The organism is Anaerolineae bacterium, from assembly GCA_013178165.1.
In the GTDB taxonomy this organism is placed as follows: Bacteria; Chloroflexota; Anaerolineae; order Aggregatilineales; family Ch27; genus Ch27.
Genome location: JABLXG010000001.1, coordinates 241,353 through 260,182 on the forward strand (window position 1 = coordinate 241,353; position 18,830 = coordinate 260,182).

Below are 18,830 nucleotides of genomic sequence, written 5' to 3' on the forward strand. Positions count from 1 at the left end.
ACCGGGCTTGCCTTCTGTGGCGTGCGTTTTGCCGGGCGTTATTCGGCCTCTGCTTCCTCAGCCCCCGGCGCGCGCTGGCCCAGTTCGCGATCCAGCATGAACAGGCCAGCGGGGAAGTCCTGCACTCGCCTGAGGTCCTGCACGACCGCGTCGACCGACGCCTCTTCTTCTACCTGTTCGTCCACAAACCACTTGAGGAAGCTGCCTGTAGCGTGATCGTGTTCTTCTATGGCCAGGGTGGCCAGCTTGTTGATCCAGCCACTGATGTACTGCTCGTGCTTGAAGGCGTCTTCAAAGGCGGCCAACGGGGTTTCCCAGGAGGTCTGCGGGGCCTCCAGCGCGGTGAGTTGTACGCGTCCCCGACGCTCGATAATGTAGTCATAAAACCTCATCGCGTGGCCCATTTCTTCTTGAGCCTGCAGGCGCATCCAGTGGGCAAAACCGGGGAAATTGGCGTCAGCAAAGTAGGCTGACATGGCCAGGTAGATGTAGGCGGAATGCAACTCTGCGTTGACCTGATCGTTCAGGGCTTTAACCATTCGCTCGCTTAACATCGCACACTATCCTCTCTTGTTCTATCCGCAACCTCACCCGTCAGGGTGAATAACCCGATCTTAGCACATTTTGGAGCGACTTGTGGGTGTCTGGCAGGCTTTATTACGGATTTCTAAGAAAGCCATTCTGCCACTCGCGGCGTAGCAGCCCGTAGCAGTACATATCGTAGGTTTGCCCATCGCGCAGGATGACTTCCCGCATCACCCCTTCACGGTGGAAGCCGAGCTTTTCGTACAGGGCGATGGCCGGCGTGTTGTAACTGAAGACGGTCAGCTGCAGGCGGCGCAGGTTAAGCTCCCGGAAGGCGAAGTCGATCAGCAGCGTCATGGCTTCCCGGCCATAGCCTTTGCCCCGGTTGGCCTGGTCGCCGATCCCGATCGATAGCCAGGCCAGCTGGTTGTTCCATTCGATCTCGCTCAGGGCGGCAATACCGAGCAGTTCATCCCCATCCAGAGGGCGGATGGCAAAGGTGATGTCGCTGCGTCCGCTGGCGGCTCTTTCCAGGTCGCGGGTAACCTGCTCCAGGTTGCGGGGCAGGGCCGGGGCCGAATCCAGCAGGCGCAGGTAACCTGCATCTTCCGTCCAGGCGCGGGCGGGCGCGGCATCAGCTTTGTCCAGCGCCGTCAGACGTACACGCTGCCCCCGCAGCAGGACGTCGGTATCCATAGGTGTCTCCTCGGAGGGTTCCGTGGCATGTTTCGTTGGCCGCCCGATTATACCCGGCTGGCTGCCCCGTATGCCTGCCGCTGCCCGTGAAAAATGCGGAAAAATCGCTCTTGCTTCCTGAAAAGTTGGTGTTACAATCCGCGCCGCTGGCGCCGTGCATAGCCAGTGCAAATTGGTGTATAGTGAGCTAAAGCACTTTAGTGCCTGAACGGAAACATCCCGGTGTGTGACGCGACGGAATGCCGGAGGACATCCCAGGGAATGCCCGGAAGCCCCGGCCCGCGAGCCTGCCGCCCCGCAGCCGGGTTTTATATGGGGGTGCCGCTTCAGGTTTTGACCGCTGGCTGCGGGGTCTTGATGCCAGTCCGCAGCCCTCTATGAGCATGCGAGAGGTGAGCAGCCATGGCAAAGAGAAAAATCACCCTGAATGTCCCGGCCGATCTGCTGGACAACCTGAAAGAGTTCGGCGTCAAAGACCCGATCGCTTTCCTGGAGGACTTCTTCGCTGAAATGGACGCCGAAGACTTCGTCGCCATGATGGAAGAAGAAGACGACGAATACTGGGACGAAGAAGAAGACTACGAAGACGAGGAGTTCTAACACCTCGCTCAATAATCGCATCCGACCTGGAACGGGTGACCCGCCGGTCTGACTGCCTGATCGGGTCACCCGTTGTCCTTTTGGGGCTGGATCATCCAATCCCTGCACCCGGCAGGGGGCGCGACGTGCCCGGCAAGTATGGGAAAGCTGAGGACAAGGGGCTTAAGCGCCCTGTCTATCTGTCTTGCGCCCGGGTCTGCTCGGTCTGTCTTTCCGGGCGGGTGTCAAGGGGCCTGCTGGCGGGCGGCCTCTTTCTCCACTGCGGCGCGCATCCGCGCTTCTCGCATGGGCAGGAGGGCGATCAGGCCCAGCGCCCCCATATCCGCGAACAGCATCGGCGCCAGGAATGGTGCACCGCGTAGAAAGCGCTCCGGCACGATGATGCTGCGGGTTGCCAGGCCGGCCCGTACATGCAACAGGAAGCCGATCAACCCGACGATGATCAGGGCGATCATGGCAGCGATCACGGTGATGGTATCGCCCCGGCCCGGCTTTTCCAGCATACCGTAGGCGATCATGGCCACCGTGGCGAAGACCCCCACCAGCGTTGGCAGCCATACCCACAGGTTCTCAAAGTTGAAGCGCCCGTGATCCAGCACGCTGCTCAGCAGCGTGGCCAGAATGCCCAGCCCGACCCAGATACAATACTGGCGGGTCTTGCTGAAGGGCACGCGCCAGCTGAACAGCCCCGGTACGACCATCCGTCCGCTGTCCGGCGGGTCTTCCACCGTAGCAGCGATCACGCCCAGCACGCCCACCAGCGAAAAGGTCAGCGGGCCGATGATCGGCGGGGCAAACACCAGCAGGGCCAGGGCGACATCCGGCGTGCCCGGCCCGCTTGGGGGAATCGCCCGTGCCACATGGAAGTACGCGCCCAGCAGCCCGACGACGATGCTGGCGGCCAGCACGGCAAACGCCAGCAGAATCGCCGTCGTGCGGCGGCGCAGGGAGATTGCCCCGGCGATCAGCAGGACCAACCCTGCCGCCGGACCAAACACGATCGGGATCATCTCATACGGGCGAATGGTGCCGTTCATGCTGTGGGCCAGGTAAATGTCCAGCCCCAGGAAGGCCAGGTTGAGGGCCACCATAAGCATCATGATCTGCCCCCGCGTGATCCCCAGGCGGCGCCCGGCCAGCACTATCCCCGTCTCTGTGATCTGCCAGTTGCTATTCAGGATCATGGTTCTGTCCCAGCATGCCGCCGGGGGCAGGGCCGCTATACGGCGGCGACCCTGTCCCCGGCGCTCCCGGCAGGTCTAGTCTGACCCGCCTCCGGATTCAGTCTCGGCGTGGCGCGGGTGGACGTATCCTGGCAGGTGTTGCACCGCATACTCGCGCACTTCGGCCAGGGCCTGCAGAACTTCGTACGCGCCATGCCACTGCGCATAATCCGGCCCCTGCATCCACACGCCGAACTTGGCCGTGCGGCCCCAGTGATGCCACAGCTCATAGATGGCAAAGTCGATCGGCTCGTCGAACGGCTCGGCGGTCAGCGCACCAGCCTGCAGCAGCGCCACACGCAGGTCCTCGCCCTCCTGTGTCCACTCGTTGACGCGTTCGGTGGCGGCGTCGGCGGCAGTGTAGAAATCGTCCACAAAGTTGGGGTTGTGGCATTCCATGCACACCGTCTGCATGCGCACCTTGTTATCCGTCCAGGCCGGGCGGCGGGTGGAGACCGGGTCAAAGAGGAACCAGGTCAGGCGGTCGCCGACATCGTGGGTGGTGCTGGCCGCGCCGATGCCGCTGATGTGGCAGATCGCACAGGTGGCCGCCGGGATGTCCTCGACCGTGATCAGGCCCGGTTCGGCTTCCCAGTTCCAGGTGTGGCCCATCGTGTGGTAGGCGATGCCGTGCGGCGATTCGGTGTAAATCTCGTACTGCGGATGATCGGGGCCGATGTGGCAGAAGTTGCAGGTTTCTGGCTTGCGGGCCTGTTCCAGGCTGAACTCGTGGCGCAGATGGCACATCTGGCACTCACCGGCGGAGCCATCCTCATGCGGGCGACCAATGTTGTGGCAGCCGTAGCAGGTGAAGCGGGTGATGGCGTCGCCTTCCAGCGCCGCGATCGCATTGCGCGATTTGTCCGGGCTGGGCTGGCCTTCGGCGATGCTCAGGTACTGGGCCAGGTGGGTTTCGCTCAAATCCTGCGACCCGGCCACGGCCACATAAGCGGGCAGGCCATGGCGGCTGGCGTTGAACTGGGCCACCTCCTGCGCGTGGCACTTCTGGCAGAGCGCCGGGGTAGGCGAATTGACCACGTAAGTGCCTTCATGCGCGATGGCGTTGGGATAATCGGCGGCGACCACGTGGCAGTCCTCGCATTTGACGTTGGCGGCAGCCATTGTGCTGTGGCCGTACTGCTGGACAATGCCCGGCGTGCTGTTGGCGTGGCACTGGACGCAGGGATTGGTGCTGCCCACCAGCACATTCTGGCGGACGATGGTCCCGCCCTCGATGCGCTCAGTAGACACCGGGCGGAAGATCACCGCCAGCACTGCGGCCAGTCCGATAAATACGATGGTGACGACAACGGCTGTGATCAACACGCGCTGTCTTGACATGGCGACTCCCCCGTTAGGCGGTCCGCTGGCAAGGACGCCCGGACCGCACCCATACCATGGTGTATGCGCAGCATAGCCGGCCTGCCAGTGACTGTCGTTGATCTAGATCAAAAGCCCGCTCCTGCCAGGCAAGCCCCGGCGCTGCCGTGCAGCAGCGCTGCGGAGGGCTTCAGCCGGTGATACAGCCAGTCTCGCACAATGGCGTGGTCGCCGCAAGACGCCGTAGAATACAGAGCAGTGCGGATAGCGGAGAGGGGACTATGCCAGACAATCGGGTACCTGATCAGACATCACGGCTAAACATCTATGGGGTTAACACCATCGGGAAGCATATCGGGCAGGCCATCCTGACGGCGCTCATGCTCTTTCTGGGCGCCGGGTCGACGGCCTGGCCCTGGGGCTGGGTCTTTGCCGTCGTGACGCTGGTTTGCTGGATCGCCCTCAGTATTGTGCTGGCGGTGGGCAATCCGGAGCTGCTCAACCAGCGCGGCCAGCGCATCAAACAGGCAACAGCCGGTACCAAGAAGTGGGACCTGATCATCCTCAGCATCTACTCCGTGCTGATCCTGGTTCAGCCGCTCGTGGCCGGTCTGGACTGGCGCTATAACCTCTCAGGGCCGGTTTCTCCGCTGGTCTATGTGCTGGGCAACGGGCTGGTGGTGCTGGGCTTTGCCCTGCTTACCTGGTCGATGGTGGTGAACCGTTTCTTTGAGCCAAGTGTGCGCATTCAGGAGTCACGCGGGCATCAGGTCATCACAGCTGGACCGTTCCGCTATGTGCGCCATCCGGGCTATGCTGGCGTCATCCTCCAGTTCCTTGGTTTGCCGGTCGCCCTGGGGACATGGACAGCCCTGATTCCCGGCGCCATCGGCATTGCGCTCTTCATCATTCGGACGGCGCTGGAGGATCGCACGCTGCTTGAGGAACTGCCTGGATATCCGGAGTATGCCCGGCAAACCCGTTACCGGCTTATCCCTGGCATCTGGTAAGCGCCGGGCGTTGCCGGAGGCGGCGCTATTGCATCGCCATCATGCGCAGCAAATCTTCCCGCAGGACGCGGATCGCGCTGCGCTCGGTGGCGATAATGCCCGCCCGTTCCAGGGCGCTCAGGGCACGGCTGAGCGTTTCCGGCGTGGTGGCCAGGTGAGCGGCGATGGCCGTCCGGGTGATGCTGGGGCCGCTGAGGGCAGGGTTCTCCAGTTGCTTGAGCAGGAAGCGGGCCAGGCGGGTGGTGACCGAATGTAACGCCAGGTCTTCTACCTGCTGAACCAGTTCGCGGGTGCGCCCGGTCAGCACCTGAATCACGGTCATGGCCAGCTGGGGATCGGCCATGATTGCGGCGCGCAGGGCGGTGTGAGGCAGGCAGCAGGCGATGACCTCGCTGAGTGCGGCGGCGTTGGCCGGGTTGGGGCCGCCATCCAGGGCGGCAATGTCGTTGCAGGAATCGCCCGGCCCCACTAGGTGCAGGATGTGCTCGTTGCCTTCGGGACTGACTTTGAAGATTTTGACCCGCCCGGCCTGAATAAGCCACAGTCCGGCGCTGGGTTCCCCTTCCCAAAAGAGCACTTCGCCAGCGGCCAGGGCGTAACAGCGAGCCGCCGCAGCCAGTTCCTGCAGTTGATCGCCGGTGACACCACGGAAGTAGCGATGCTGGCTCAGCTTCTGCGCCAGGGCGGTATCCGGCAGGGAACGCGTGATGACAATCATGGTGACCTGGTTTAGAGTCAAGACAGCCAAGCGCCGGAAGCGATTATAGCGAATCCGGGTGCAAAGGCTGTTGCAATGGGAAAATCGGTCGTGTATCGAATTCGGTTGAAATATGAACTGGCTGTGCGCTGGGTGCGCTACGCGCAGATTCCCGGCCAGGGGGTGAAGCCAGGGCAGATGGCCCCGCGCCCGGTTTCAACCGAAAAGGGTACACTGCCGGGAAATCCCTTTTCGCACGCGCTTAGCTACGGGAGGAAGCGGTGGAACTCTACTTTGTCCGGCACGGCATTGCTGAGGAGCGCGAGCAGTGGGCGCCGCAGCCCGATCATCTGCGCCCGCTGACCGCCGAGGGCATCACCCGCATGCGCAAGTCCGCTGTGACGATCAAGGCGCTGGGCGTGCGCCCGGCAGCCATCCTGACCAGCCCGATGACCCGCGCCCGCCAGACGGCGGACATCCTGGGGCAGGCGCTGGATTGCGTGGTCACCGAGGTTGAGGCGCTGGCGAGCTTCAGCATCGACGCCCTGAGCGAGTTGCTCGACCACTACCCGACGGCGGATAGCCTGCTGCTGGTCGGGCACGAGCCGGATTTCAGCACGGTGGTGGAGATGCTGATTGGCGGCGGGCAGGTGGTGGTCAAGAAAGGTAGCCTGATCCGCGTCGATCTCTACGCGACTCATCCGCCGCGTGGCTACCTGACCTGGCTCATCCCACCCAAGGCGCTCTTGTTGCGCTAGGCGGCGCTGCGGCAGGGGTTCGGGTTTATACAGGTTTGCACCGGGTCTGGCGAAACTGAATTCCTGCCGGTTCGCCGGGGATGGCGACCGGAGCAACGGGGTGGACGGAAGCAGGCCGGCTCTGCCTGAAGTAGTCTAGACGGCCAGGCAGTACAGGTAACCCCGCCGGCGCGTGTAGGCCTCGAACACGGCGTCGTACAGCTCCATAGGCTGGAAGGGCAGCGGCAGGCAAACATCCACGCGCGGCCAGGCGGCGTGCTGAATGGGCAGCTCCAGCACGTTATCCGCGCTACAGATCACCAGGCCCGCGTTATCCAGGCGCGGCTCTTCCGCCACGAAGGTGACGACATCCATGCCCGACACGCTCGCCAGACGGTAATTCACCAGGATTACATCGACCGAGGGCAGCTGCCGCAAAAGCGTAATGCCATCAGCGCCGCCCTGCGCCGTGTGCACCAGGTGTCCGGCCCGCAACAGGATGCGCTGCATGCCCTGCAGCAGGTCATCCGCGTCGTCGATGCACAGGATGCTGAAGCGGGTTGCGAGAAACATACGGTGTCCACCACGATGACAATCGTGCAAGTCGTTGCATCCTGTTTAGCACAGATTGCCCAAAATGCAAAATCGCCGGGCGCGGCGTACAGGGAATAGTGAATTAGGGAGCAGAAAGCGGGATGCGAACATTCCTGTCGTGACAGCCGCGCTACGTTCCGGACAATCTCCTGGCCCCCTGTTTGCTCCTGGTCAGCGTTGCCAGTCGTTGCCGCCCCTGCTAAAATATGACAAAACCTATCGACAATTGAGCAGACAAAGGAGCCGACGATGGGTGTCACCACCGCCTCTGCCGCCCCGCGGGCCGCTGCCCGGTCACAGGGGAGCCTCTGGCTGCGGGACCGCAACTGGGACCTGGTGTTCATCACCTTCAGCGTGATCTGTGTGCCGTTGCCCTACCTGGTTTACCTGCTGTTGCGCGATCGGTTCGGCGTGCACGATGATGTCGCCCGCAACGGCGTCAACGCCTTTGTTGCCATTGCTGTTGGCGGTCCGCATATGATGTCTACCTTTTTGCGCACAGGGCTGGATAGCAGTTTCCGCGCCCGCTACCCGATGCTGATCCGTTCATCGGTCATCATCCCGATCATCGTGGTTGCCCTGGCCTTCCTCAACCTGACCCTGCTGCTGACGGTGTTCTTCTTCTGGGCGGCGCTACATGTGCTGCACCAGGTGACGTATATCGTCGAGCTGTACAACCGGCGGGAGCAGGACACCGGCGTGCCAGCGCGTCGCAGCGCTGTGTCGCTCTCTGCCCGGCTGGTGGACTATGCCGTGATCCTCACCTGCCTGTTCCCGATGGCGGCCTACAAGATCAGCCAGGGATCGTTTGATATCGGCGTGAATGACCTGACCCGCGTGATTCCAACCTTCTTCCAGCAGACGTGGTTCTTCGTGGTGATGAGCGGCGTTTTTGCCCTGGCGCTGGCTGCATATGTGATCAAGACCATCCGCGAGATTCGCGGCGGCTATGTCCACTGGCCCAAGACGATCTTCATCAGCCTGACGGTTGCGGTGGCCTTTACCATGCCGGCCCTGCCCAACCTGGATACTGCCTTTCAGGGTCTCAATACCTGGCACTCGTTCCAGTACCTGGCCCTGACCTTCTACATCATCAAAATCCGCGCCCGCTATGGGGAACTGCGCCAGTCCGCACCGCTGGTGGCCCGTGCCGCTGAACAGGCCAGCGACTCGCGGGGCCTCTATGCCCTGAGCGCGCTGATGCTGGTCGGCTCGCTGGTGGTCTTTGGCGTCGTCTACCTGCTGACCGGCATCTTCCAGCCGGGCAGCATCGGCACGGCGGATATCGCCAACTGGCGCTTCGATGTCGCTTATTACACGGCGATTCTGTCCTTTCTGTGGATTCACTACTATCATGATCATTTCCTGTTCACCGATTTTGAGGCGCTGACGCCAGGACGCAGCCGCTGAGTACGGCGGGCGGTCCATCAGGGACCGCCCTTTTTGTTGGTGGCGGTTGTAGGCTTCCTGCTGATTCTGGTAAGATTAGGTCAGCGGAACAGGCAGTGATTTCAGGGAGTGCGCCTGATCGGTTGTTGGAAAGGCGAGGGTCGTGCCCAAGTGTCCGAATTGCCAGCATGACTATGTCGAAGGCATGATCATCTGCGACTATTGCGGCTTTGTGGTGGATTCAGCGGCCATTGCCCGCTATACCGAAACGCAGCGTTTTGGCGAAAGCGAACCCGGCCAGAACCAGCCGCGCTGGGGATCGGCCCGCTTTGACGATCAGACGCGCCTGCTGTTGCGCCTGATGGATTCCGGGCAGACTCTGTACGTAGAGGTGCGCCAGCCGGAGGGAGTCACGCTGGGCCGCTACGACCCGCTTACGCAGAGTGGCCCGGACATCGACCTGACCGGCTTTGACGCGGAGAGGCTGGGCGTCTCCCGCCGCCATGCGCGGCTGACCGTCCTGGATAATTCGCTGTACATCACTGATCTGGACGCGGCTAACGGCACCTATCTCAACGGGTTGCGCCTGACCTCCCAGCAGCCGCGCATCCTGCGCGACGGTGATGAGATCCGCCTGGGCCATCTCAAGCTGCTGGTGACCTTCGTCGATATGGTCAACAAGTAAGGCTGCCATCCGTGTGGTAAACTGGGTCGCCGTGCCTTTGCCGTTGTTCTAGCCCCTGCGAGTGTTTTTGCATGGCTGAAATCGATCATTCCGGGCGCGTCACTGCCCCGCCTGTGACTGCGGCCTGGCAGGGCGTCGGGCTGGTGGTGCTGGCGACTCTGTGCTTTAGCACAGCGATCCTCTTCGTCCGCCTGATCCACGGGCTGGACGCAATGACCATTACCTTCTACCGCAGCCTGTTTGCCTTCCTGTTCTTTTGCGGGCTATTGCCGCGCTTTCGGGAGCCGCTGGCGATTGCCCGTTACCGGCGGTACATCCCCCTGCTGGTCGGGCTGGGGCTGGCCATGGCCCTGACCGCCAGCCTGTACACCTATGCCGTTCAGCACACGACCGCGGCTAACGCTGCTCTGCTCAACAATTCTGCACCGCTGTATGTGGCCCTGCTGGCGCCGCCACTGTTGAAGGAAGCCCGCCCGCGCTATCTATGGCCAGGGATTGCGCTGGCCGCGCTGGGGGTGATCCTGATCACTGACCCGGCCCGGCTGCGGCTGGACCCGGCGGCCTTTGGCGGGATTGCCGCTGCCGCGCTCTCCGGCGTCACCTACGCCGGGCCGATGCTGATCGGTCGCGCCCTGCGCGGGCGGGTGAGCAGCCTCACGCAGATCTGGTGGGGGGCTGGCCTGACCGCGCTGCTGCTTAGCCCGTTCGGCCTGCGCGGTGATCCCGCGACCATCCTGAACCAGCTTCACCTGCTGATCCCGCTGGGTGTGCTGTCGCTGGGCGTGCCGTACCTGTTGATGTTTCTGGGGCTGGCGCGGGTCAAGGCCCAGGTAGGCAGTGTGGCGGCGCTGATGGAGCCGGTCTTTGGGACGCTGATCGGCTTTCTTTTCTTCGCGGAAGTGCTGACGCCGATCGGGATGCTGGGGGCGCTGGGCGTTCTCAGCGCGATTGTCCTGATTTCGCGTTGAGGACGTTCCCCCTGCGGCGGCAATTTCCCTCTGGTCGGACGCCCGTATCCCCGGTAGACTGGGGTGATAACGGAATGCTATCATCACGGAAACGGCCAGGATACCATGCCCCAGGAACGTCTCCATAAACTGCTGGCACAGGCCGGCGTTGCCTCCCGCCGCGCCTGTGAAAACCTGATTCGGGATGGTCGTGTGACCGTCAACGGCCAGCCGGCGAAACTGGGGATGGGCGTTGACCCCGCCACAGACGTGATTCGCGTCGATGGTGAAGTGATCGCCCTGGCTCAGTCGCGCCCGGTGTACATCATGCTCAACAAGCCCGCCGGTGTGATCAGCGCGGCGCAGGCCCAGCCTCAGGAGAAGCGCCCAACCGTCCTCGATCTGGTTGACGTGGCGGAGCGCGTATACCCGGTTGGGCGGCTGGACGCAGACAGCGAAGGGCTGGTGCTGCTGACCAATGACGGCGCGCTGACGCAGCGCCTGACCCACGCCCGCTACGGCCACCAGAAGGTCTATCGGGTGCTGGTGGAGGGCGTCCCCACGCCTGAGCAACTGGAAATCTGGGCGGCGGGTGTGATCCTCGATGATGGTCCGACCGCTCCCTGCCAGGTCAGCGTCGCCAGGCGACTGGAGAACAATACCTGGTTGGAAGTGACCATGGGCGAGGGCCGCAAACGCCAGATCCGCCGCACGGCCTCGGCGGTGGGCCTGCGTGTGCTGCGCCTGATCCGCACCCGGATCGGCACTCTGCGCCTGAGCGGGGTCAAACCGGGGGAGTGGCGCTACCTGACCGACGAAGAAGTGGCCGCCCTGCGCCGCCCTGCTGCGCCGGTTCGCCCGGCACGTCGTCCGGCCCGGTCTGCTGCTGGGGAATCAGCCCCGGCGCATCCCCGACGCTTCCGCCACCCGGAACGGGGCAGGAAGGATGGCGACGAGCGCCCGCTGGCGAGCAGCCGGTCTCCCCGCAGCAAAGCGATCGGGCGCGAGGAGCATCCGCAGCGCCCGACGCCACCACAGCGGAAGCGACGCCCGGCCCGGCCCACCCGTGATAGCGCCTCAGACTGGGATACCCGCCCGGCTGAAAAGCGCCGCCCCGCCGCGCCAGCCCGGCCAGCGCCGGACGAAGGGGCGGTCAGCGACCGTCCTCGCCCGGCCCGCCGGCCGGGTCGACCCGCGCCCGCCGGTCAGGGCAGGGGGCGTCCTGCCCGGCAACCGCGCCCGGCCAGCGACCGCCGGGAGCGCCGCGGTGGGCGTAGCGGCAGCAAGCCGGGCGGCAAAAAGAAGAAAGGATGAGCGATGACTACACTCGCTGCCGATAGCTGGGCCATCCGGCAGCGCACGATCTTTGCCTCTCGGCGGCGCTTTTGCCGTGACGTGCTGTTTGTTCGCCTGGCCCCGCTGTTCTGGAAGCTGACCGTCACCGGCCTGGAGAATATTCCGCCGGAAGGCCCGACGATCCTGATGATCAACCACATGGCCGCTATCGATCCGGTCGTCGTCATCGGCACGGCTCGCCCGCGCTTTGTTGTGCCGATGAGTAAAATCGAAAACTTTCAGAACCCGATCGTGGGCATTCTGGTGCGGACCTGGGGCGCCTATCCGGTCGACCGCGGCAAGGTTGACCGGGAAGCGCTCAATATCGCCATGCAGCTCATGGCCGCCGGGGAGATGACCCTGATCGCCCCGGAAGGCACGCGCCACAAGGCCCTGCAGCGGCCTAAAGATGGCCTGGCCTACATCGCCACCCGGACCGACGCCATGATTGTCCCGACAGCCATCTTCGATACCGAAGGCTGGACGCGCGACCTGTTCATCCCCTGGCGGCGGACACCGATCAAAGTCTGCTACGGCCCGGCCTTCCGCCTGCGCACGGGCGGGCGTACGCGTATCCCCCGCGACGAGATGAGCCGTATGACCGACGAGATGATGTACCAGCTGGCCCGCCTGTTGCCGGAGCGTAACCGGGGTGATTACGCCGACCTGACGAAGATGACGACGGAATATTTGGACTTTGTCAGGTAGAATTGAGGGCGGCTTGACCCGGCCAGCTGCAAGGGTGGGCTTTGTACCTGGTTGGATGGCCCAGACTGGTGGATTGTTTGCTGCAAGGAGACTGCCTCGTGACAGTGATACACGGTTTCGAACTGGTTGAAGAACGCCACATCCCTGAGATCAACACTCGCGCACGGCGCTTCCGCCACCTCCGCACCGGGGCGGAGCTGCTTTCCCTGGAGAATGACGACGAGAACAAGGTCTTTGGCGTGACCTTCAAAACGCCACCTGCCGATTCGACCGGCCTGCCGCATATCATGGAGCATTCCGTGCTGGGCGGCTCCCGCAAGTACCCGGTCAAGGAACCGTTTGTGGAGCTGCTCAAAAGCTCGCTCAACACCTTCCTCAATGCCATGACCTACCCGGATATGACCTGCTATCCGGTCGCCAGCACCAACCTTAAGGACTTCTACAACCTGATCGATGTCTACTTGGACGCGGTCTTCTACCCCCGCATCAGCCAGAAGACGCTCCAGCAGGAGGGCTGGCATTATGAGCTGGCAGCGCCGAATGGCTCACTGACCTACAAAGGCATTGTCTTTAACGAGATGAAGGGCGTGTACTCCTCGCCAGATAACCTGCTGGGTCGCTACACCGAACGGCACATCCTGCCGGATGGACCGTATGGTTTCGATTCAGGCGGCGATCCGGCGGTCATCCCTGACCTGACCTATGAACAGTTCCGGGCCTTTCACCAGACGTACTACCACCCCTCCAATGCCCGCTTCTGGTTCTACGGGGATGACAACCCGGAGGAGCGCCTGCGTCTGATTGACGCCTATCTTGCCGGTTTCGAACGCATCGAGGTTGACGCGCAGGTTCCGCTCCAGCCGCGCTTTCCCGCCCCGCGTCGCGCCACGGTCGGCTACGACGCCGGGGAAGAAGCCGGGGAACGGCGCGGCATGGTTACGGTGAGCTGGTTGCTGACGGAAACCACCGATGTCGAGCAGGGGCTGGCCCTAGATATCCTGTCGCATATCCTGGTGGGCACACCGGCCTCTCCGCTGCGCAAAGCCCTGATCGATTCTGGGCTGGGCGAGGACCTGGCCGATAGCGGCGTCAGCCCCTTCCAGCGTGAGATGTACTTCTCCACCGGCCTCAAGGGGATCAACCCGGCTGACGTGGAGAAGGTCGAGACCCTGATCATGGACACGCTGGCCGCGCTGGCCCGCGACGGCATCGACCCGGAGATGGTCGAGGCCGCCATGAATACGATCGAATTCGAGTTGCGGGAGAAGAACACCGGTCGCTACCCGCGCGGGTTGGCGCTGATGCTGGCCGCCCTGCCCGTCTGGCTGCACGGCGGCGATCCGCTGGCGGCGCTTGCTTTTGAGGGGCCGCTGGAGCGGATCAAGGCGGGTGTTGCCGCCGGGCGCTATTTTGAGAATCTGATCGCCCGCTATCTGTTGGATAACCCGCACCGCTCGACTGTTGCCCTGGTGCCTGATCCAAACATCCGCGCCGAGCGCGAAGCGGCGGAACAGGCCCGCCTGGCCGCGGCCCGCGCCGCCATGAGCGAAACCGACCTCCAGGCTGTGATCGCTGACGCGGAAGAACTGCGCCGCATCCAGGAGACGCCCGACCCGCCAGAGGCGCTGGCGACCATCCCTACCTTGACCCTGGCTGATCTGGATCGCGAGATCCGGCGCATCCCGGTGGAGCATCTGGCAGTGGGCAATAGCCGGTTGCTCTACCACGATCTTTTCACTAATGGGATTGTCTACCTGGACCTGGGCTTTGACCTGCATACCCTGCCGCAGGACTTGCTGCCCTATGTGCCGCTCTTTGGCCGGGCCTTGCTGGAAATGGGCACGGAGACCGAGGACTTCGTCAAGCTGTCGCAACGCATCGGGCGCAAGACGGGCGGCATCGGGCCAACTACGCTGATCGCGCCAGTCAGGGGCGGCGGCGATACGGCCACTGCCTGGCTGTTCCTGCGCGGCAAGGCCATGGCTGCTCAGGCCCCCGACCTGCTGGATATCCTGCGCGATGTGCTGCTGACTGTCAAACTGGACAACCCGACCCGCTTCCGCCAGATGGTGCTGGAGGAAAAGACGGGCGCGGAATCGGGGCTGGTGCCGGGCGGGCATATGGTCGTTCTCAGCCGCCTGCGTGCCCGCTTTGGCGAAGCGCACTGGGCCAGTGAGCAGACGGGCGGAGTCAGCCAGTTGTTCTTCCTGCGGCAATTGATCCAGGAGATCGATACTGACTGGCCGGGGGTGCTGGCCAAACTGGAGGCCATCCGGCGTATCCTGATCAATCGCGAACGGCTGATCGCCAATGTCACCCTGGATGCTGCTAACTGGGCGCGCTTCCAGCCACAACTGGAAGGTTTCATCAACACGCTTCCCGCTGCCTCTACCGCGCCTGTCAGCTGGTCGCGCCCGGCGGCCTTCAGCGATGAAGGGCTGACCATCCCTGCTCAGGTCAACTACGTAGCCAAAGGCGCCAACCTGTACGAACTGGGTTACCGCTTGCATGGCTCGTATATCCCGATTGTCAACTACCTGAACATGACCTGGTTGTGGGAGCGCGTCCGCGCTCAGGGTGGGGCGTATGGTGGCTTCTGTGGCTTTGACCAGGTCTCTGGCGTGTTTGCCTTTACGTCCTACCGCGATCCTAACCTGTTGGGCACGTTGGCGAATTACGACGGCGCGGCAGATTATCTGCGCCAGCTTGAGCTGAGTCAGGAAGAACTGACGCGGGCGATCATCGGCGCGATCGGCCAGATCGACGAATATCTACTGCCGGACGCTAAGGGTTTCCGCTCGCTGCAGTACTTCCTGACCGGCTACACGGACGAGATGCGCCAGCAGATCCGCGATGAAGTCCTGAGCACCACCGCCGCTGACTTCCGGGCCTTTGGCGAGGCGCTGGCCGGAATCAGGGAACGTGGGGCGGTAGTAGTCATGGGATCAGCGGAGGCCATCAGCAAGGCCAATGCCGAGCGTGGTCAGTTCTTGCAGGTCACGAAGGTGCTTTAGCCGGGGATAAAACGGGGGTGTTCAGAGGAGCGCCCCCGTTTCGTCCGGGCGCTCTGCCGGTCTGCTACAGCCAGGCGGGCCTGGCACTGCGCCCGGCCCGCACCCGGCGGCGAGCGTGTGTGTTTGATTCTCTGGCAAGCTATATTGTTGCTCAGAGGGATGTGCGCATGGCAGGGGAAATGTCTGTCGCCGAATGGGTCGAATGGCAGAAGACCGCCTTCACCGGACGGCGACGCTTTCTACGGGATGTGTTCTTCCAGCGGTTCCTGGCTCGTTTCCTGTGGCAGGTTACGGTTGAAGGGCTGGAATACGTCCCTGCCAGCGGCCCGGCGATGATCATGATGAGCCATTCGACTATGGTTGACATCACCCTGCCGCTGGGTGTGATTAAGAATCGTTTCGTTGTGGCGATGTCCAAACAGGAGAACTTCAAATCGCCGCTGCTGGGCCTGGTGGTCAGGAGCTGGGGGGCGATCCCGGTCCGGCGCGGGGAGGTTGACCGGCGGGCGCTGGAGACTACCCTTGAACTATTGCGGGCTGGCGAGCTGGTGTTGATCATGCCGGAAGGCACGCGCACCCCGGCCCTGCGCGAAGCCAAGGATGGCCTGGCTTACCTGGCGCTCAAAGCCGACGCGCTGATCGTCCCGGCGGCGGTCTGGGGGCTGGAGCATTATGTGCAGGACGCCCTGCGCCTGAAGCGCCCCGACGCCCATATCCGCTTTGGGCCGCCCTTCCGCCTCAGGCAACAGGCGGAGAAGCGCGTCCCCCGCGACGTGCTGGCGCAGATGACCCGCGAGATGATGTATCAGCTGGCCCGGCTCTACCCGGAACACAAGCGCGGGCACTACGCCGATCTCTCCCAGGCGACAACCGAGCACCTGATCTTCGCCTGAGGATCGCTCCGGATATTCACGCGCGTTAGCGCTACCGCTGCCGTTTGACTGCACCCATGGGGCAGTGCTGCAACCTGCTTGCTGGCGCTGCCCCGGTCGTTTTTAGACGGAATTTATCCTTACTGGGTGGCACTTCGGCTACACTGGCAGTAAGGCAGGCGCGCTGCCGCTGCCTGGTAAAGGCGGTAGCCAGGCCCGGAAAGGAGATGATACGCCGGATCAGCAGTCTGATGGGTATGGGGACAAAAGCGCATGAGCCTACCTCCTATGGGGGTAGGATGACGAGGTGGCGGTTCCTGCCGTGGGGCAGTGCTAAGGGCTTTGCTGCCAGTACCCGCAAAGCTCGAAAATCGAGGTTTCAGCGGATGCCGCCAGGGTGCAAGCCGGTCGAGGCTCCGATCTCGGATCGGTGAGCCAGAGCATTTTCACCACCCTATTGTCCCTTCCTGAGGCAAGGCGTGTGACAAAGCCGATTCCGGCTATTACACCGCCTGTGATACCCCTCGCCGCAGGGTGATCTCCTGCCGTCGGTGGGTCCTGAGTGTCTGTGTGCGATCCGAGCTCACCTCGGAGGAAGGGAACTTTTCATGTGTGGGATTGTTGGCTATATCGGCCCCCAAGACGCCGCCCCCCTGATCCTGGCCGGGCTGAAGCGATTGGAATACCGCGGTTACGATTCAGCCGGGCTGGCCGTGATCCAGGAGGGGCAGATCGCCCTGCTGCGCGATGTGGGCCGCCTGGATAACCTGATCAGCCTGTTCGAACAGCAGCCGGTCAGCGGCACGATCGGCATCGGCCATACCCGCTGGGCTACCCACGGTGAACCCAGCCCGCGCAACGCCCACCCCCATATGGGCATGAATGGCGATGTGGTTGTCGTCCACAACGGGATTGTTGAGAACTACCTGGAACTGAAAGCAGAACTGATCGCGGAGGGCGCGGTATTCCGTTCGGATACGGATACCGAGGTGATCGTCCACCTGATCGAGCGCTACCTCAATGGCAACCTGACCGAGGCCGTCCGCAAGGCGGTCGCTCACCTGCACGGTGCCCATGCTATCGTCGCCATGAGCACCCGCGAGCCGGATCGCCTGGTGGCCACCCGCATTGGCAATGCTGGCGGTGTGGCCGTTGGACTGGGCGACGGCGAGAATTTCCTCGCCTCCGATATCCCGGCCATCCTGCCCTACACGCGCCGCTTTGTCTTCCTGGAGAGCCGCCAGATGGCGACAGTGACGGCTGATGGTTTCATGGTCCAGACGCTGGCCGGGGAGCCGGTTCTGGCCCGGACGACGAGCATCAACTGGAACCCGATGAGCGCCGAGCTGGGTGAGTACAAGCACTTCATGCAGAAGGAGATCTTCGAGCAGGCCCGCGCCCTGACCGATACCGTGCGCGGGCGCGTTGACTTCGAAACCGGCACGGTGACCCTGCCCGAACTCAGGCTTAGTGCTGAAGATGCCCGCCGGATCAATAAGATCGTGGCGACCGCCTGCGGCACCAGCGCCTACAGCGCCCTGATCGGCAAGTTCCTGATCGAGGAACTGGCCCGTATCCCGGTCGAGGTAGATTACGCCAGCGAGTTTCGCTACCGCGATCCGGTCATTGATGAGAATTCAGTCGTGCTGGCCATCACCCAGAGTGGGGAGACGGTCGACACACTGGCCGCCATTGAGGAAGCCCGCGAGAAAGGCGCCCGCGTGTGGAGCATCGTCAACGCGGTTGGCAGCCAGGCCATGCGCCTGGCCGATGGTTTCATCGCCATGCAGGCCGGGCCGGAGATCGGTGTCGCTTCTACCAAAGCGTTCACCACCAGCGTGATGGATCAATACCTGCTGGCGCTCTACCTGGGCCAGTTAAGGGGTCGCCTGAGCCAGGATGAGCTGCGCCGCTATGCCGGGCAGATCGCCCGCCTGCCGGATATCGTGGGGCGTGTACTGGAGCATGACCAGCGCTACGAACAACTGGCCGCCGAACTGGCAGTGTTCAACAATTTCCTCTACCTGGGGCGGGGGATCAACTATCCGGTTGCGCTGGAAGGCGCGCTCAAGCTTAAGGAGATCAGCTACATCCATGCGGAAGGCTACCCGGCGGGCGAGATGAAGCACGGCCCGATCGCCCTGATCAACGAGACCATGCCCACCGTTGCCATCGTGCTCCGGGATCATGTCTACGAGAAGATGCTCAGCCAGGTGGAGCAGGCCAAGGCGCGCGGCGGGATCGTGATCGCCGTGGCGACCGAAGGCGATACGCTGATCGCGGAAAAGGCCGATCACGTCCTGTACATCCCGGAAGTGCCGGAGCTGCTCAGCCCGATCGTCAGTGTGATCCCGCTGCAACTACTGGCCTACCATATCGCGGTGCGACGTGGCGCGGATGTGGACAAGCCGCGCAACCTGGCCAAGAGCGTCACGGTGGAGTAGGCAGCGTCGGCTGGACCCTACAGGCAGGGTGAAA

General features: G+C 63.1%; 17 protein-coding genes. 11 read left to right on the plus strand and 6 right to left on the minus strand.

Features of this window, described 5'->3' with window-relative positions:
* Positions 1-38: 38 nt before the first annotated feature.
* Both HPY64_00950 and HPY64_00955 read right to left on the minus strand, forming a co-directional pair.
* On the minus strand, positions 39-554 hold the full coding sequence (locus HPY64_00950) for a ferritin (protein NPV65693.1): 516 nt from the start codon (positions 552-554) through the stop codon (positions 39-41).
* Between the two features lie 103 nt (positions 555-657).
* Entirely contained in the window at positions 658-1,221 is a 564-nt protein-coding gene (locus tag HPY64_00955; GenBank protein ID NPV65694.1) for a GNAT family N-acetyltransferase, read from the minus strand.
* Positions 1,222-1,623: 402 nt separating this feature from the next.
* On the opposite strand from HPY64_00955, the gene HPY64_00960 reads away from it, so the two are divergent.
* The gene (locus HPY64_00960) at positions 1,624-1,821 is read left to right on the plus strand and encodes a hypothetical protein (GenBank protein ID NPV65695.1); all 198 of its coding nucleotides are present in this window, start codon (positions 1,624-1,626) and stop codon (positions 1,819-1,821) included.
* Positions 1,822-2,045: 224 nt separating this feature from the next.
* On the opposite strand, the gene HPY64_00965 is transcribed toward HPY64_00960, so the two are convergent.
* Complete coding sequence (locus HPY64_00965; GenBank protein ID NPV65696.1) at positions 2,046-3,005, minus strand: hypothetical protein; 960 nt, start codon at positions 3,003-3,005, stop codon at positions 2,046-2,048.
* 75 nt (positions 3,006-3,080) lie between these two features.
* Complete coding sequence (locus HPY64_00970) at positions 3,081-4,385, minus strand: hypothetical protein (protein NPV65697.1); 1,305 nt, start codon at positions 4,383-4,385, stop codon at positions 3,081-3,083.
* A gap of 260 nt (positions 4,386-4,645) precedes the next feature.
* Here HPY64_00970 and HPY64_00975 point away from each other — a divergent pair, with 260 nt between their 5' ends.
* Positions 4,646-5,374, plus strand: a complete 729-nt coding sequence (locus tag HPY64_00975) for an isoprenylcysteine carboxylmethyltransferase family protein (protein ID NPV65698.1) — start codon at positions 4,646-4,648, stop codon at positions 5,372-5,374.
* 25 nt (positions 5,375-5,399) lie between these two features.
* Here the strand turns inward: HPY64_00975 and HPY64_00980 are convergent, their stop codons facing one another.
* Complete coding sequence (locus HPY64_00980) at positions 5,400-6,092, minus strand: Crp/Fnr family transcriptional regulator (protein NPV65699.1); 693 nt, start codon at positions 6,090-6,092, stop codon at positions 5,400-5,402.
* A gap of 260 nt (positions 6,093-6,352) precedes the next feature.
* Here HPY64_00980 and sixA point away from each other — a divergent pair, with 260 nt between their 5' ends.
* Positions 6,353-6,829, plus strand: a complete 477-nt coding sequence (gene sixA, locus HPY64_00985) for a phosphohistidine phosphatase SixA (protein NPV65700.1) — start codon at positions 6,353-6,355, stop codon at positions 6,827-6,829.
* Positions 6,830-6,964: 135 nt separating this feature from the next.
* Here the strand turns inward: sixA and HPY64_00990 are convergent, their stop codons facing one another.
* Positions 6,965-7,381 (minus strand): response regulator, encoded by a 417-nt coding sequence (locus HPY64_00990; protein NPV65701.1) that lies wholly within the window; start codon positions 7,379-7,381, stop codon positions 6,965-6,967.
* Between the two features lie 270 nt (positions 7,382-7,651).
* Here HPY64_00990 and HPY64_00995 point away from each other — a divergent pair, with 270 nt between their 5' ends.
* The 8 genes from HPY64_00995 to glmS all read left to right on the plus strand — a co-directional run bounded on the left by HPY64_00995 (position 7,652) and on the right by glmS (position 18,796).
* Entirely contained in the window at positions 7,652-8,812 is a 1,161-nt protein-coding gene (locus HPY64_00995) for a hypothetical protein (GenBank protein ID NPV65702.1), read from the plus strand.
* Between the two features lie 142 nt (positions 8,813-8,954).
* Positions 8,955-9,476 carry an FHA domain-containing protein gene (locus HPY64_01000; GenBank protein NPV65703.1) on the plus strand — a complete coding sequence of 174 codons (522 nt, stop codon included), beginning with the start codon at positions 8,955-8,957 and terminating at the stop codon, positions 9,474-9,476.
* 71 nt (positions 9,477-9,547) lie between these two features.
* On the plus strand, positions 9,548-10,444 hold the full coding sequence (locus HPY64_01005) for an EamA family transporter (protein NPV65704.1): 897 nt from the start codon (positions 9,548-9,550) through the stop codon (positions 10,442-10,444).
* A gap of 105 nt (positions 10,445-10,549) precedes the next feature.
* Entirely contained in the window at positions 10,550-11,737 is a 1,188-nt protein-coding gene (locus HPY64_01010; GenBank protein ID NPV65705.1) for an rRNA pseudouridine synthase, read from the plus strand.
* Between the two features lie 3 nt (positions 11,738-11,740).
* Positions 11,741-12,466 carry a 1-acyl-sn-glycerol-3-phosphate acyltransferase gene (locus tag HPY64_01015; protein ID NPV65706.1) on the plus strand — a complete coding sequence of 242 codons (726 nt, stop codon included), beginning with the start codon at positions 11,741-11,743 and terminating at the stop codon, positions 12,464-12,466.
* 98 nt (positions 12,467-12,564) lie between these two features.
* Complete coding sequence (locus HPY64_01020) at positions 12,565-15,480, plus strand: peptidase M16 (protein NPV65707.1); 2,916 nt, start codon at positions 12,565-12,567, stop codon at positions 15,478-15,480.
* Positions 15,481-15,647: 167 nt separating this feature from the next.
* Positions 15,648-16,373: a 1-acyl-sn-glycerol-3-phosphate acyltransferase gene (locus tag HPY64_01025; protein ID NPV65708.1), complete on the plus strand. Its 726-nt coding sequence runs from the start codon at positions 15,648-15,650 to the stop codon at positions 16,371-16,373.
* A gap of 587 nt (positions 16,374-16,960) precedes the next feature.
* Positions 16,961-18,796, plus strand: a complete 1,836-nt coding sequence (glmS, locus tag HPY64_01030) for a glutamine--fructose-6-phosphate transaminase (isomerizing) (GenBank protein ID NPV65709.1) — start codon at positions 16,961-16,963, stop codon at positions 18,794-18,796.
* Positions 18,797-18,830: the final 34 nt, after the last annotated feature.